This is a genomic window from Pseudarthrobacter phenanthrenivorans Sphe3 (assembly GCF_000189535.1).
Classification (GTDB): domain Bacteria; phylum Actinomycetota; class Actinomycetes; order Actinomycetales; family Micrococcaceae; genus Arthrobacter; species Arthrobacter phenanthrenivorans.
Window position 1 is genome coordinate 2,961,575 of sequence record NC_015145.1, and the last position, 13,320, is coordinate 2,974,894.

The 13,320-nt window shown below is 62.3% G+C and carries 14 protein-coding genes; 12 read left to right on the forward strand and 2 right to left on the reverse strand.

Going from position 1 to position 13,320, the window contains the following annotated elements; all coding sequences use genetic code 11:
* Position 1: 1 nt before the first annotated feature.
* The 11 genes from ASPHE3_RS13665 to ASPHE3_RS13715 all read left to right on the forward strand — a co-directional run bounded on the left by ASPHE3_RS13665 (position 2) and on the right by ASPHE3_RS13715 (position 9,702).
* A complete protein-coding gene (locus ASPHE3_RS13665; RefSeq protein ID WP_148258107.1) occupies positions 2-943 on the forward strand; it encodes a type II secretion system F family protein in 942 nt (313 codons plus the stop codon).
* A gap of 9 nt (positions 944-952) precedes the next feature.
* Positions 953-1,831 (forward strand): type II secretion system F family protein, encoded by an 879-nt coding sequence (locus tag ASPHE3_RS13670; protein WP_013601798.1) that lies wholly within the window; start codon positions 953-955, stop codon positions 1,829-1,831.
* A gap of 257 nt (positions 1,832-2,088) precedes the next feature.
* Positions 2,089-2,280, forward strand: coding sequence for a Flp family type IVb pilin (locus ASPHE3_RS13675; protein WP_013601799.1), 192 nt, complete (start codon positions 2,089-2,091; stop codon positions 2,278-2,280).
* A 156-nt stretch (positions 2,281-2,436) separates the two neighbouring features.
* Positions 2,437-2,811: a TadE/TadG family type IV pilus assembly protein gene (locus tag ASPHE3_RS13680; RefSeq protein WP_013601800.1), complete on the forward strand. Its 375-nt coding sequence runs from the start codon at positions 2,437-2,439 to the stop codon at positions 2,809-2,811.
* Positions 2,799-3,836, forward strand: coding sequence for a TadE/TadG family type IV pilus assembly protein (locus tag ASPHE3_RS13685; RefSeq protein WP_013601801.1), 1,038 nt, complete (start codon positions 2,799-2,801; stop codon positions 3,834-3,836). Before ASPHE3_RS13680 ends, ASPHE3_RS13685 begins: the two co-directional genes overlap by 13 nt.
* A 34-nt stretch (positions 3,837-3,870) precedes the next feature.
* A complete protein-coding gene (cpaB, locus tag ASPHE3_RS13690) occupies positions 3,871-4,629 on the forward strand; it encodes a Flp pilus assembly protein CpaB (protein ID WP_049786072.1) in 759 nt (252 codons plus the stop codon).
* Positions 4,626-5,822 (forward strand): AAA family ATPase, encoded by a 1,197-nt coding sequence (locus tag ASPHE3_RS13695; RefSeq protein WP_013601803.1) that lies wholly within the window; start codon positions 4,626-4,628, stop codon positions 5,820-5,822. The genes cpaB and ASPHE3_RS13695 overlap by 4 nt, the downstream gene beginning before the upstream one ends.
* The gene (locus tag ASPHE3_RS13700) at positions 5,822-7,309 is read left to right on the forward strand and encodes a CpaF family protein (protein ID WP_013601804.1); all 1,488 of its coding nucleotides are present in this window, start codon (positions 5,822-5,824) and stop codon (positions 7,307-7,309) included. Before ASPHE3_RS13695 ends, ASPHE3_RS13700 begins: the two co-directional genes overlap by 1 nt.
* Before the next feature lie 10 nt (positions 7,310-7,319).
* Entirely contained in the window at positions 7,320-8,252 is a 933-nt protein-coding gene (locus tag ASPHE3_RS13705) for a type II secretion system F family protein (protein WP_013601805.1), read from the forward strand.
* A 7-nt stretch (positions 8,253-8,259) separates the two neighbouring features.
* The gene (locus ASPHE3_RS13710) at positions 8,260-9,144 is read left to right on the forward strand and encodes a type II secretion system F family protein (RefSeq protein ID WP_013601806.1); all 885 of its coding nucleotides are present in this window, start codon (positions 8,260-8,262) and stop codon (positions 9,142-9,144) included.
* A gap of 93 nt (positions 9,145-9,237) precedes the next feature.
* On the forward strand, positions 9,238-9,702 hold the full coding sequence (locus ASPHE3_RS13715; protein ID WP_041652207.1) for a hypothetical protein: 465 nt from the start codon (positions 9,238-9,240) through the stop codon (positions 9,700-9,702).
* On the opposite strand, the gene ASPHE3_RS13720 is transcribed toward ASPHE3_RS13715, so the two are convergent.
* A complete protein-coding gene (locus tag ASPHE3_RS13720) occupies positions 9,699-10,490 on the reverse strand; it encodes a response regulator transcription factor (RefSeq protein WP_013601808.1) in 792 nt (263 codons plus the stop codon). The genes ASPHE3_RS13715 and ASPHE3_RS13720 overlap by 4 nt on opposite strands.
* Positions 10,491-10,743: 253 nt before the next feature.
* Here ASPHE3_RS13720 and ASPHE3_RS13725 point away from each other — a divergent pair, with 253 nt between their 5' ends.
* The gene (locus ASPHE3_RS13725; protein ID WP_013601809.1) at positions 10,744-12,414 is read left to right on the forward strand and encodes a sensor histidine kinase; all 1,671 of its coding nucleotides are present in this window, start codon (positions 10,744-10,746) and stop codon (positions 12,412-12,414) included.
* Here the strand turns inward: ASPHE3_RS13725 and ASPHE3_RS13730 are convergent.
* Positions 12,411-13,301, reverse strand: coding sequence for a tRNA pseudouridine synthase A (locus tag ASPHE3_RS13730; RefSeq protein ID WP_013601810.1), 891 nt, complete (start codon positions 13,299-13,301; stop codon positions 12,411-12,413). The two genes, ASPHE3_RS13725 and ASPHE3_RS13730, sit on opposite strands and share 4 nt — an antisense overlap.
* Positions 13,302-13,320 lie beyond the last annotated feature (19 nt).

Sequence of the window (13,320 nt, forward strand, 5' to 3'; positions counted from 1 at the left end):
GGTGGACTCCCCCATGGTCTTCGTCCTTGCCGTGGCCCTGTGCCTCTCGGCGCTGCTCCTCGTGATCTTCGTTGTCTTCAAACCCCGGTTCGGATCGCTCCCCCTGGAAAGAAGGCGGTTGGGCATCCAGCAGGACCGGTCAACAGTCGCCCGCGTTTCGCAGACGGCAGTTACTGCCGTAGAAAATGTCATCGGTGATTCAGGTGGGCCCTATAACCGTGAGGTGCTATACAGGGCAGGCGTCAAAATGGCACCAGCGGATTTCACGGTTGCTGTTGTCATTGCTTCTTTCCTCGCGGGAGCTTTTACAGCCCTACTGACCCACCCCGTCCTTGGGCTGTTGGCGGGAGCAGCAACTCCATTCCTTGCCAAGGTGGTCCTGGCTATCCTTCGGGACAGGCGGCGGGCCAAGTTTGAGGGGCAGCTGACAGACACCATACAAATGCTCATCGGTGGGCTAAGGGTAGGGCACAGTGTGCTGCGATCAGTTGAAGCTGCCGCCCAGGAAGCAGACGTGCCCACTTCCGAAGAGCTTCTCCGGATTGTCAACGAGACCCGCATCGGAAAGGACTCGCGTCTAGCCTTCGAAGACGTAGCCGAGCGAATGGATAGCGAAGACTTCCGCTGGATCTCCCAGGCGATCCAAATCAACCGGGAAGTCGGCGGTGACTTGGCAGAAGTGCTTGAGCAAGTCGCCGGGACCATACGGGAGCGAAGCGAAATCAAGGGGCAGATCAGGTCTCTCAGCGCCGAGGGAAAGATGTCGGCCTATGTTTTGATGGCCATGCCAGTCGGGGTCGCCTTTATCCTCGCTTTTATCAACTCTGGGTACCTCAACGTGTTCGTGGAGAAACCGCTCGGGCTCGTGATGCTCGTCATGGCCATAGTCATGTTCACAGTTGGTGGCTTCTGGATGAGCCGCGTAGTGAAGATCAAGTTCTAGGGGGAAACCATGACACCCATAGCATGGCTCTACATCTCACTGATCGTACTTCCCCTGACCTACCTTGTCTGGGCTTTCGCTACGACAGACCGCAAAGCTGCACTTGCCGTGCAGACGAATCTGACGCAGGGCTTTACCCAGGCGGGAGGCCAAGCGATACAGCGCCCTCCTGCGCTTTTGGACCTTTCCAAGCGCCTGACTCCTAGCGGTTATGAAGCAAAGTTGGACCGCTGGCTCTCCCTCGCAGGTCGACCGGCTTCGCTGCCGCTGGAGAGGGTGATCATCGCAAAGCCGCTGCTCGCTCTCACTGGCGCAATTCTGGGACTGCTGATGTATGCAAGTTCTCCATCGGCTCAGATCATCGCCCTGGGACTCTTTATGTCGGCTCTCCTCTACTTCCTCCCCGATCTCTTGATTTACAACAAGGGAATCAAGCGCCAACAGGAAATCGAGCTTGAGCTGCCAAACACCCTGGACCAGCTGCTCATTTCAGTGGAGGCAGGACTTGGCTTTGAAGCTGCAATGGCCCGCGCCGGCGGTTACGGCGACGGAGCCTTGTCCCAGGAACTAATGCGCACACTGCAGGACATCCAGGTTGGGCGCCCCCGTCAAGATGCGTATCAGGCTCTGGCAGACCGCTCATCGGTACAAGATCTGCGAAGCTTCGTCCGGGCCGTAATACAGGCCGACAAATACGGCATCGGTATTGCGAAAGTACTCCGGACACAGGCAAAACAGGCGAGGGTGAAGCGCCGCCAGCGGGCCGAAGAGAAGGCAATGAAATTGCCCGTGAAAGTACTTTTTCCACTCCTGCTGTGCATCTTCCCGGTGCTCTTCATCGTTCTCCTCGGGCCAGCCGCTATAAAGATCGTTGAGGCCTTTACCTAAGCCCCCCTCGCGCCGCAAGGCGCCCCTAAGACCGGACCCCCTCGGCACCCAGAACCGAGGGGGTCCGTTTGTGTGGCGGCGGAAGTCCAAACCCCAGCGTCAGCGCAGCAAAATCCAAGCAGAAGCGCAAGAAAAGTACACTGTGGAAAACCTTTGCGCAGGATGTCCCAAGATACCGAGCCAGTACCTTTCTTGGTTGCTAACTTCGTATCAGAGCTGGTGCAGGGCCAGCCATCCGTCTCGCTCAGGAGTACAGAATGCTTTCTCTTATCGCCACCCTTCAGACCCTCGGCCTCAACCTCAAGAACCGCCTCAGCAACGAAAAGGGCGCAACCGCCGTCGAATACGGCATCATGGTTGGCCTCATTGCCGTCGTCATCATCGTCGCTGTCCAGCTGTTGGGCACAACCCTGGACGGAATGTTCGACAAGGTGAACGTCACAATCTAAGTCGTCCGCCGCTCCCATGGAGCAAGTAGGACGGACGTTATTTCCGTTACACCCGCAAACTTGTTGTGCGGCGCAGCCGAAACCTGCGCCGCACAATTTTCTTCCATGTCTCGAAACGATGCGCGTCAATAGTGGACGAGAGGAGGGTCGCAGCAAATGCCCGAAACATCCGAACGCGGGGCAGCCGCCGTTGAGTTCGCGATTCTTCTCCCGGTACTCCTGCTGCTGGTTCTTGGCACGATCGAATTCGGCCGGGCATACAACGCCCAGATCACCCTTACCAACGCCGCGCGTGATGGTGTCCGGGTCATGGCCATCAACAATGACCCGGCTGGTGCCAGGACAGCCGCGAAAAATGCAGCAGTGTCCGTAAGCACAACCATCCCGGATTCGGACATCACTTTGAGCACCACCGCATGTAGCACCAATGCGCAAGTCACACTCACCATCAAGTACAACCTGGCCACCATCACCGGAATTGCCGGCCCTTTCCCGATGACAGGAAAAGGAGTCATGCTGTGCGGCGGGTAAAAGATGGCAACGCAATCGAAGGCGGCGCCATCAGCGTCATCGTGGCCATTCTCATGGTCGCCCTCCTAGGGTTCGTGGCGATCGCCGTCGACATCGGAGTGATCTACTCTGAACGCGCACAGCTGCAAAACGGTGCGGACGCCTCCGCAATCGCCGTGGCCCAGAAATGCGCCCGGGACGCAACCGGGGTGGACTGCTCGACGACGTCGGCACTTGCCAGCGGCCTCGCCAACCGGAACGCATTGGACGGCATGAGCAAGGTACACACCATCGACCTCGATAAAACGACAAGGAAAGTCAGCGTCACCACCTCTGCCAAGGAAGTTGGTGGTGCAGACAACTCGGTCTCCCTGTTCTTTGCGGACGCTCTCGGCATTCCTACGAAGGAAGTCGGAGCGCGGGCATCAGCCGTCTGGGGTAGTCCCATGGCCGGCCGTACCGCCTTTCCCCTCGCCTTCTCCATCTGCCAGGTCAAAGACAACATAGGCGGCTCGCTCCAGCTTCTCCAGGAACACGGCAAGAACTCCAACGTTGACTGTAACTACGGCCCGTCCGGGGCGGCTGTCGAAGGCGGTTTTGGCTGGCTGGTTCAGGACCTTGGCAAGTGCGGCGGAACCATCGATCTTGCCGTCAGTGAGGGCGGCAGTGACCCTGGCAACAACGCGCCGGGCAACTGCGGGACTACCCTGCAGAAGTGGGCTGATGATATCAACGCAGGCCGGAAGGTCACAGTCCTCCTGCCCATTTTCAACAAGGTTACCGGAACCGGTAGCGGCGCCATTTATGGATTAGTGTCCTTCGCGGCATTCGAGGTCACCGGCTGGAAGTTCACGGGAAGCGCCGGCCTGCCCTACGAGTTCCGAAGCGAAAGTTCGACGACGACCGGCGTAACCTCCACGACGGCATGCACCGGCGAGTGCCGCGGCATTATTGGCAAGTTCGTCAAGTACGTTTCCCTCGCCGATGGCTACACGCTCGGACCCGTGGACGAGTATGGGGCCACGATCGTCCGCATGTCCCCCTGACCCAAACCTAGTTACGTCTTACCAGGAGCAAAAAGTGAAGTCTCGCCTAGTGGCAGGAACCGCCGCGGTTGCCTTGGCGATTGTGGGGGCCCTCCTCATCATTTTCTATGCGCAGGGCGCTGACCAGCGCGCCATAGCCACCACCCAGCCAGTGGATGTCCTGGTGGTGAAGACGGCGATCCCAGCGGGCACTCCCGTAAATGACATGGCTGCTTCCCTCGCCCTGGAAAGGATGCCCGCCGCCGGAGTCTCCGATACCGCGTTGAGCAGCTTGGACAACAAAGCTGGCACCGTCAGCGCCGTGGATCTGGTAGCCGGCGAACAGCTTCTGGCCGAACGGCTCGTCGCCCCGGCCGACGTCAAAGCCCAAGGCGCCGTCGAGGTGCCCGCCGGCCTGCAGGAAGTTTCCTTCGAGGTAGAACCCAAGCGCGTGGTGGGTGGCCGGATCAATGTAGGCGATCACGTTGGTATCGCACTGAACTTCGAGAACGGGGCCTACAAGGCCAAGGCCGATGACGCCACCACCCAACTCACACTGCGCAAGGTAATCGTGACCGCCGTCCAGCGTGCACCCCAACCTGCCAGCACCGAGAAGCCGGCCGAAGGCGAGGCTAATTCTCAAGACACCACCCTCCCGCAGGGTTCCCTTATGATCACCGTCGCCGTCACCGACGTCGATGCCGCCAAGATTATCTTCACGTCCATAAATGGCACTCTCTGGCTCACCAAGGAACCACTCGACGCCCAGGACAATGGCCCACGGGTTGAACGCAAGGAAGTGGTCTACAAGTGAGCCGCTTCGTCCTGCTCTCCCCCAGCTCCGAATTCGATCAGAAGCTCCGCGACGCCGTCGCACACGGCCTCCGCGGGTCCGTCCAAACCATCGCCTCGGACATTCTCCCGGCTGGCCCCGCCGAACTGTTCGCACTCCTTAACCAGGAACAGCCGGAAGTCCTGATCATCGGACCGGACGTCCCCTACGAGGAGGCGCTGCGGTTCGCTAAAGTCTTCGACGTCCAACTCCCCGGCCTGAGCCTGGTCCTGGTAAGCGACATTGACCCGACCTACCTCGTCCACGCTATGCGCGCAGGGATCCGCGACATTCTCAGTCCGCAGGCCGATGCCGCCGAAATCCGCGTGCTGCTGGAGCGCGCCTGCCAGTCCTTCGCAACCCGCAATCGCGGCCCCGAATCCGTCCAAACGGAAAACGGCGGCAAGGGCCTGGTGATCGGCGTCTTCTCGCCGAAGGGCGGCGTGGGGAAGACTACCTTGGCCACCAACATCGCCATCGGCCTCGGCCAGATCGCGCCCATGAGCGTGGTCATTGTGGACCTTGACCTGCAGTTCGGCGATGTCGCCTCCGGCCTGTATCTCAACCCCGAGCACACCGTCACTGATGCAGTCACCCCCGCCGCCGCCCAGGACTCGCTGGTCCTCAAGGCCTTCCTTACCGTGCACCCCGCCGGAATTTACGCCCTGTGCGCGCCGCCGAACCCCGTGGAAGCGGACCACATCACTCCGGAACAGGTCAGTCACCTGGTAGAACAGCTGTCCCACGAATTCCAGTACGTAGTCCTGGACACGGCTCCGGGCATGCAGGAGATCGGCCTCGCCGCCATGGAGCAGTGCACCGACGCCGTCTGGGTCAGCGCCATGGACATTCCCAGCCTCCGCGGCCTCCGGTCCGGCCTGGAGGTACTTCGCCAGCTGGAAATCATGCCCGAGTCACGGCATGTGGTCCTGAACATGGCGGATGCCAGAGCCGGACTCAATGTCCAGGATGTCGAATCCACCATTGGCGCGCCCGTGGACGTCAGCGTCCCGCGGTCCCGGGCCGTGGCCCTGTCCACGAACCGGGGCGTCCCCGTCCTCCAGGAATCGAAAAAGGACCCCGCCGTGAAGAGCCTCCGCCAGCTGGTGGAGCGGTTCAACCCTGCGTGGCGTACACAGGCCCAGCGCAAGCTTCACCGAAGGGTGGTCATCTGATGAAGCTCTCCGAACGGATCAGCGCGGTCCAGGACCGCAACCAGGCGTCGGGCGGCAGTGTTGCCGTGCTGGAACCACCGCGCCCCACCGCTGCCCCCACCCCGACGCGGGAGAGCGAGCCACGGCACCTTCCTGCCCGCCCGACCGTCGACCTTTCAACGTCCGACGCCGGTGCCTCCACTGTGCCCAAGGCACAGCCTGTGGATGTCTTCGCAGCCATGAAGCACCGGGCCGCCACCGCACTCTTCGAGAGGATGGGGGCCCGCTTTAATGATGCTGCGGTTACCGAGCAGGAGCTACGGAGCACTGCCAAGGAGGAACTAACCCGCATCATCGATGCCGAGCAGGTTCCGCTGTCGCCCGAGGAACGAACTCGCCTCGTCCGCGACGTTGCCGATGACGTCCTCGGCTATGGCCCGCTCCAACGCCTTCTAGACGATCCGGACGTAAGCGAAATCATGGTCAACCGAATGGATCAGATCTACGTTGAGCGCAAAGGCAAATTGACGCTTTCCGAGTCGCGGTTCAGTTCGGAGGAACACCTGCGCAAGGTCATTGAACGGATCGTTTCGAAGGTGGGCCGCCGCATCGACGAGTCCTCCCCACTGGTGGATGCGCGCCTCGAGGACGGCTCCCGTGTTAACGCCGTTATTCCGCCCCTTGCCGTCGGCGGGTCTTCACTGACAATCCGTAAATTCAGCAAGACTCCGCTGACCGTCCAGAACCTTATTAGTTTCGGTACTTTGACGCCGGAGATGGCCGAGCTGCTTAATGCGTGCGTCAAAGCCAAACTCAACATCATCGTCTCGGGCGGTACTGGCACCGGCAAGACCACGCTCCTCAATGTGCTGTCGTCCTTCCTGCCGTCGGACGAACGCATCGTCACCATCGAGGACGCCGTGGAACTCCAGATCCAACAGGAACACGTTGTCCGGCTCGAGAGCCGACCGCCAAACACGGAGGGCAAGGGCGAGGTGACCATCCGGGAACTGCTCCGGAACTCGCTGCGCATGCGGCCCGACCGCATTGTCGTAGGTGAGGTCCGTGGCGGGGAATCGCTGGACATGCTCCAAGCTATGAACACGGGCCATGACGGTTCGCTCTCGACTGTCCACTCCAACTCCCCCCGGGACGCGGTGGCTCGCCTCGAAACTCTGGTTCTGATGGCAGGAATGGACCTCCCGTTGCGGGCCATCCGCGAGCAGATTGCATCCGCGGTCAACCTCATCGTCCAGATCTCCCGGCTCCGGGACGGCTCCCGCCGCATCACTCATGTCACTGAAGTCCAAGGTATGGAAGGAGACATAGTGACCCTCCAGGATGCCTTCGTCTTCGACTACTCGGCAGGAGTGGACTCCCATGGCCGTTTCCTCGGCAAACCCGTGGCCACCGGAATCAGGCCACGGTTTATTGACCGCTTCGAAGATCTAGGCATCCACGTTTCACCTGCCGTCTTCACAGGCCCGCAAACGTCGGCCGGGAAATAAGGGGACAGTCGTGATCCTTGCTGTTGGAGCAGTCATCCTGCTTGTCGCCGTGAGTCTACTGGGCGTAACTGTGCTTCTGCCCAGCGCCCCGAGAGTGCCGCTGGACCGCCGTCGTCCGTTTGAATCCGAACCTCCCTCGTCCCTGTCACGGCTGGCGGGATCTGCCGTCAGGTCCTTTGAGCGGCTACTTACCGGGCGGGACGTGAAGTTGTTCTCCCGCGCCGAACTGGAGAATGCCGGGCTTCGCCTCAGCCAGGCCGAGTTCTTCCTGCTGGTGGGCATCGGCGGCAGCGTGGGCATGCTGGTGGGCATCGTCACCGTTGGCCCTCTGGTTGGGCTCCTCCTTACCGTTGTGGCCCCTTTCGTGGGAAAGCTTGTCCTGGGATTCCTGGCCGGAAAACGCCGGGCCGCGTTCGACAGCCAACTGGGCGACACCCTGCAGCTCCTCTCCGGCGGACTCCGCGCCGGGCACAGTATCCTGCGCGCCATCGACGCTGCCGCCGCCGAGTCGCAGAAGCCTACGTCCGAGGAGATGCGGCGCGTGATCACGGAAACCAGCCTGGGCCGTGACCTGCTGGCAGCCCTCAACGACACTGCTGAACGCATGCAGAATGAAGACTTTGTCTGGATCTCGCAGGCCATCCAAATCAACCGTGAAGTGGGTGGAAACCTGGCGGACGTCCTGGATCAGACAGGAGAAACAATCCGCGAGCGGAGTGAGATCAAAGGCCACATCAAGGCGTTGGCGGCAGAGGGCAAGTTCTCTGCCTACATCCTGATTGCCATGCCATTCGGAATTGTGGCCATGCTCGTGGCCATGAGCCCGACCTACATGAACTCCATGTTCTCCCATCCTTTAGGATGGGCGATGATCGGGGTCTCCTTCGTCCTCATGACCATCGGCGCGTTGTGGATGCGCAAGATCATCGACCTGAAGTTCTGAGGGAATCATGAACCTGATCATTCTCGTCTCGGTCATCCTGGTCTGCGTTCCTGTAGCCGGGCTGACCTGGTCCGTCCTCACAGTCGACAAACAGGGCCAGGTTGCGGTTGGCGAACTGCTGGCGAGGGGAACCGCCTCGGTCAGCGTGGCCTCAGCTACCAAACGAACCATGCTCGAAACAATCGGCCGCCGTCTGACTCCCCCGGGCTACGTCCTGTTCCTGGACCGTTTGCTTTCGCTTGCTGGCCGACCGCTTTCAATGCCGCTGGGCAAAGTGTTGGGTACTAAGCTGGCGCTGGGCCTCACAGGACTCGTGGTGGGGCTCTATATGACAGCCGTAGGAACCACGCCGCTAATGAAACTTGCGGGCCTTTTCGTCCTGTTCATGGGCTATTTCATTCCGGACCTGCTGCTGTACAGCAAGGGAAAGGAGCGGCAGAAGGTCATCCAGCTGGAGCTGGCGAACACCCTCGATCAGATGCTGATCTCCGTCGAGGCCGGCCTGGGTTTCGAGGGCGCCATGGCACGGGCGGGCGAGAACGGTAAGGGCCCGCTGGCAGAGGAACTGGTGCGCACCTTGCAGGACATGCAGGTGGGCCGCAGCCGAAGGGAGGCATACCTGGCGCTGGCCGAACGGACAAGCATCCCTGAGCTGCGCAGCTTCGTGCAGGCCATAATCCAGGCGGACACCTATGGCATTGCAATCAGCCGGGTACTTCGCGTCCAGGCCAAGGTGATGCGCATGAAACGGCGGCAGCGCGCTGAAGAAAAGGCGATGAAACTCCCCGTAATGATCCTGTTTCCGCTGCTCTTCTTCATTTTCCCGGTCCTGTTCATTGCCATTCTGGGGCCGGCCGTCATCAACACCGTGGTGACTTTGAGCGGGCAGTAGGGCATCCCAGTGCCAGCTGCAAAATCGCTCAAGGTTTCCACAGGATCACCCGAAATAGGTCAACGGAAGAATTTCAGGAAGTAGCCTTGAACAATGCACAGTCAAGATCCCGGCTTCAGCAGCGAGGCCGCCGCCGCGGACCCGTTGCAGCCTGGGGTCGCTCAGCCAGCCGAAGCCGCGCAATCACAGGAAGCGGCCGGTCTCTTGCCGCTCGTTGACGCAACGGTCCTCGAAGAGCTCGAAGACGAGCTCGCCGGCTCCGGCCTGGCCCAGCGCTTCGCCCGCGACTACACCGCGATGTGGGACCAGCGCTACACCCGGCTGGCAGCAGCCGTGGAAAGCCAGGACCGCGCCTCTGCCCTGGATGCCGTGATCAGCCTGAAGATCACCTCCGCCATGGTGGGCGGCCTCCGGCTGGCAAAACTCGCCGAGCTCCTGGAGGCTGTCATCCGCAGGGGTGACTTTGGTGAGGGGCAGCTGCTGATGGGCCGCGTGGCCGAAGATGGCGGACAAACCGTCTCCGAACTGCAGGCCACCTACATCCTGGAGAACGACTAGCCTTCAGAAGACCTCGCGGGAGCCAACCGGTACCCTACGCCGCGGACAGTCTGCAGCCAGCGCGGCGACTGCTGGTCTTCCTTGAGCTTGCGCCGCAGGTTGCCGATGTGGACCTCGACGGCGCGTTCGTCCGCTTCGCTGATGTACGTGTCCTCGTCATAGAACTCGCCGCGGACGGCCCTGACCAGGTCGGACCGGGTACAAACCGCGCCGCCTCCGCGGAGCAGCACATGAAGCAGGTCGAACTCGCTGCGGGTCAGCCCCAGCGGTTGGCCCTTGATCTCCACAGTCCGGGTCCGGTAGTTCAGTGTGAGTCCGTTATGGTGCAGCACGGCGGTGTCGTGGGCGGCCGGGGCGGCGGCCGGGGCCGCCGGTGCTCCCCAAGCGGCCACCGCAGACTTCTGCCCATTCGCGTCGTGCCGTGGCCTGCGCATCATTGCAGCCACCCGTGCCCTGAGCTCCCTGGGCCGGAAGGGCTTGGCAATGTAGTCGTCCGCTCCGGCATTGAGGGCGGACAACAAGTCCGGTTCCTCAGTCCGGCCCGTCAGCATGACCACGTAGGCGTTGCTGAAATGCCGGATGCGCCGCAGGACTTCAAACCCGTCGATGTCCGGAAGCCCGATATCCAGCGTCACCACGTTGGCCTGTTTACTGCGGACCACTTCCACACCGGCCCGTCCGTCTGCCGCTGTATGTACTTCAAAACCCGCCTGTGTCAGCACTCCCTCCAGGAGGTTGCGCACATCCGCATCGTCTTCAATTACAACAGCCACACCAAGTTCGTCCATTGAAATCCCCGTGCCAGGCGGACATGGCCCCCCATCGGCCCAGCGCCAATGCCATACCCGCTCCAACCATTTATACGCTACTCGTAAGCCCTGCTGATCACATCTCTTTCGCCATTCATTTCGGAAAGTCAATTATCATGACAAGAGGTGTGCATTACGAGCGGAAAGGATGTGCCGAAAATGACGTGCCCGAATTCGAAAGCACTTGCCGCCCGGCCTTTCCATTCACGTCGCGGAGGCCTGATTCCCACTCATGGCTGAGCACATGTTCAATCGGGGACCTGCCCGGTTTTTCCGCGGGCTGGGACCGCGCGCCCAGGTGGTCCTGTGCCAGCTGCCGCTGACGCTGATCGTGGCGGCGCTGGCCGTGGCCACTCCCTTGGCTTGGCCCACGCTCCTGCAGAGTCCGCTTTACCTGTCCGGGCTGATCATGCACGGCATCCTGTTCCTGGGCTGCTTCCTGGTGCCGTGGGAGCGCCTGCCCCACCGGCCCTACCTGCTGGTTCCCATCCTGGACTTCGCCGCCATCGGGCTTCTCCGCAACGGCGCCGCGCCCCTCCTCCCGGGCCTGGCAGTCCTGGTTGTGTTTCCCGTGATCTGGCTTTCCGCGTCGGGGATACTGGCCCGCACCAGCCTGGTGCTCAGCTTCGTGGGACCGCTGCTCATCATGGTTCCGCCCATGATTGGCCGGTTCCCCAACCTGACGGCCACAGACATCACCACCGCCCTCCTCTTCCCCCTCATGATGCTTTCAGTGTCACTGGCCATCCGGTTTGCCAGCGTGCACGTCCGGCTGCAGCAGCGCGAACTGGCGGAAAAGGACAGGGAACTGCGCAAGCTGCTGCGCGAAAGCCGGGAACGGGAAAAACTGCTCCAGACGGTCCTCGACGCTACTGACGTCGGTATTGCCGCCGTCGACCGTTCCGGCAACTTCCTCGTGGCCAACAACCGCCAGAAGGATTTCCGCCAGGCCACCCGCGCGGACAGCGCCATCCCCGGGCAGGGGCACCAGCTGATCTTCGGCCAGGACCGGCGGACCCTGCTGCCGCCCGAGAAACGCCCCATCAGCCGCGCAATAGCGGGCGAATCCTTCGCCGACTACCTGGTGTGGGCCGGTGAAGGTGCAGAGCAGCGGGCCGTCTCCACCGCTGCCCGGCCGCTGACGAGCGAGGACGGCACCTTCAACGGGGCGGTGGTGGTGTACAACGACGTCACCGGCTGGGTGGAGGCGCTGGCCGCTAACCAGGAACTTGTTTCCAACGTGTCCCATGAGTTCAAGTCACCCCTGAACTCCATCATCGGCAATATCGACCTCGTCCTGGACGACGTCGGGGCCGACCTGCCGCCGCAAGTGGCCCAGCGCCTGCTGGTGGTCCAACGGAATGCGGAGCGGCTGGCTGCGCTTGTTTCGGACCTGACGGCCAGCGCGTCCACCGCCCTCAACGTGCACCCCAAACGGACGGACCTGGCCAGCCTGGTGGAGACGAGCCTTGGCTCCGCGCTGGCCGAGGCTGAGCGCGCCCACATCCAGCTCAACACCGATGTGCCGTCGCCCCTGTGGGCATATGCGGATCCGCTGCGGATCGGCCAGGCCCTGGACAACCTTGTGTCCAACGCCATCAAGTACTCCCCCGACGGCGGCACGGTCAGCATCAGCGCCAGGTCCGGCAAGGACTGGGTACAACTCAGCGTCAGCGATACCGGCATGGGGATGTCACGGGAGGACACCGCCCGGGTGTTCAAGCGCTTCTTCCGGTCCGAGGCTGCGCGTAAGGCGGCAATTTCCGGGGCCGGGCTGGGGCTGTCCATCACCAAGATGATCGTGGAGGGCCACGGCGGGACCATCACCTGCGAGAGCGGCCAGGGAAAGGGCAGCACCTTTACGCTGACGCTGCCGGCAGACGGGCCGCCGCCGGCGTTCTAGTTCCGCAGGGCCCTGGTACGTTCGGCACGGGCCAGCAGCTCGTCGTCGGACGGGTAGGCGACCTCTTCCAGCACCAGCGGATGCGGTGCGGCCAGCACGGATTTTGCGTCCCGCTTCTGCGCCAGCAGCCGCTCATACAGCCAGCCCGGTTCTTCCACGCCCTCGCCCACGTACAGGGCGGAACCGATCAGGGCACGGACCATGTTGTGGCAGAACGCGTCCGCCTGGACTGTGGCCACAATGACACCGTCCTCCGCCCGGGTGAACTCGAAGCGCTGCAGTTCCCGTATGGTGGTGGCCCCTTCCCGCGGCTTGCAGAATGACAGGAAGTTCTGCAGCCCCAGGAGCTTGGACGCTCCCTCGTTCAGCAGGTCAACGTCCAGCGGGTTCTTGTGCCAGAGGGTTGAGTACCGGCCCAGCGGGTCCCAGAGCGCAGGGCCGTCCGCAATGCGGTAGCTGTAACGCCGCCAGAGGGCCGAAAACCGTGCGTCGAAGCCGGGCGGGGCCAGGATGATCCGATGGACCTCCACCGCCCCGGTGAGGTCCCCGAGGATACGGCTCAGGGCGCCGCGGATCCTGCGCAGCATGGCGACGGCGGGATCCAGTTCGTGCCCCCGCGGCAGTCCCAGCCACTCGGCTTCGGTCAGGTCAAGGTGCACCACCTGGCCACGGGCGTGGACGCCCGCGTCCGTCCTGCCGGCCACCGTCACGCGCACCGGACGCCGCACCAGGAGGTGCAGGGCCTCCTCCAGGACGCCCTGGACTGTCCTCAGGCCCGGCTGCAGTGCCCACCCGCTGAAGGGGCCGCCGTCGTACGAAAGATCAAGCCGGACACGCAAAAACCCGCCGCCCCCCAAAACGGGGGCCGCGGGTTTTTGGTCGTTCATAGACTCAAGTCTATGCGAA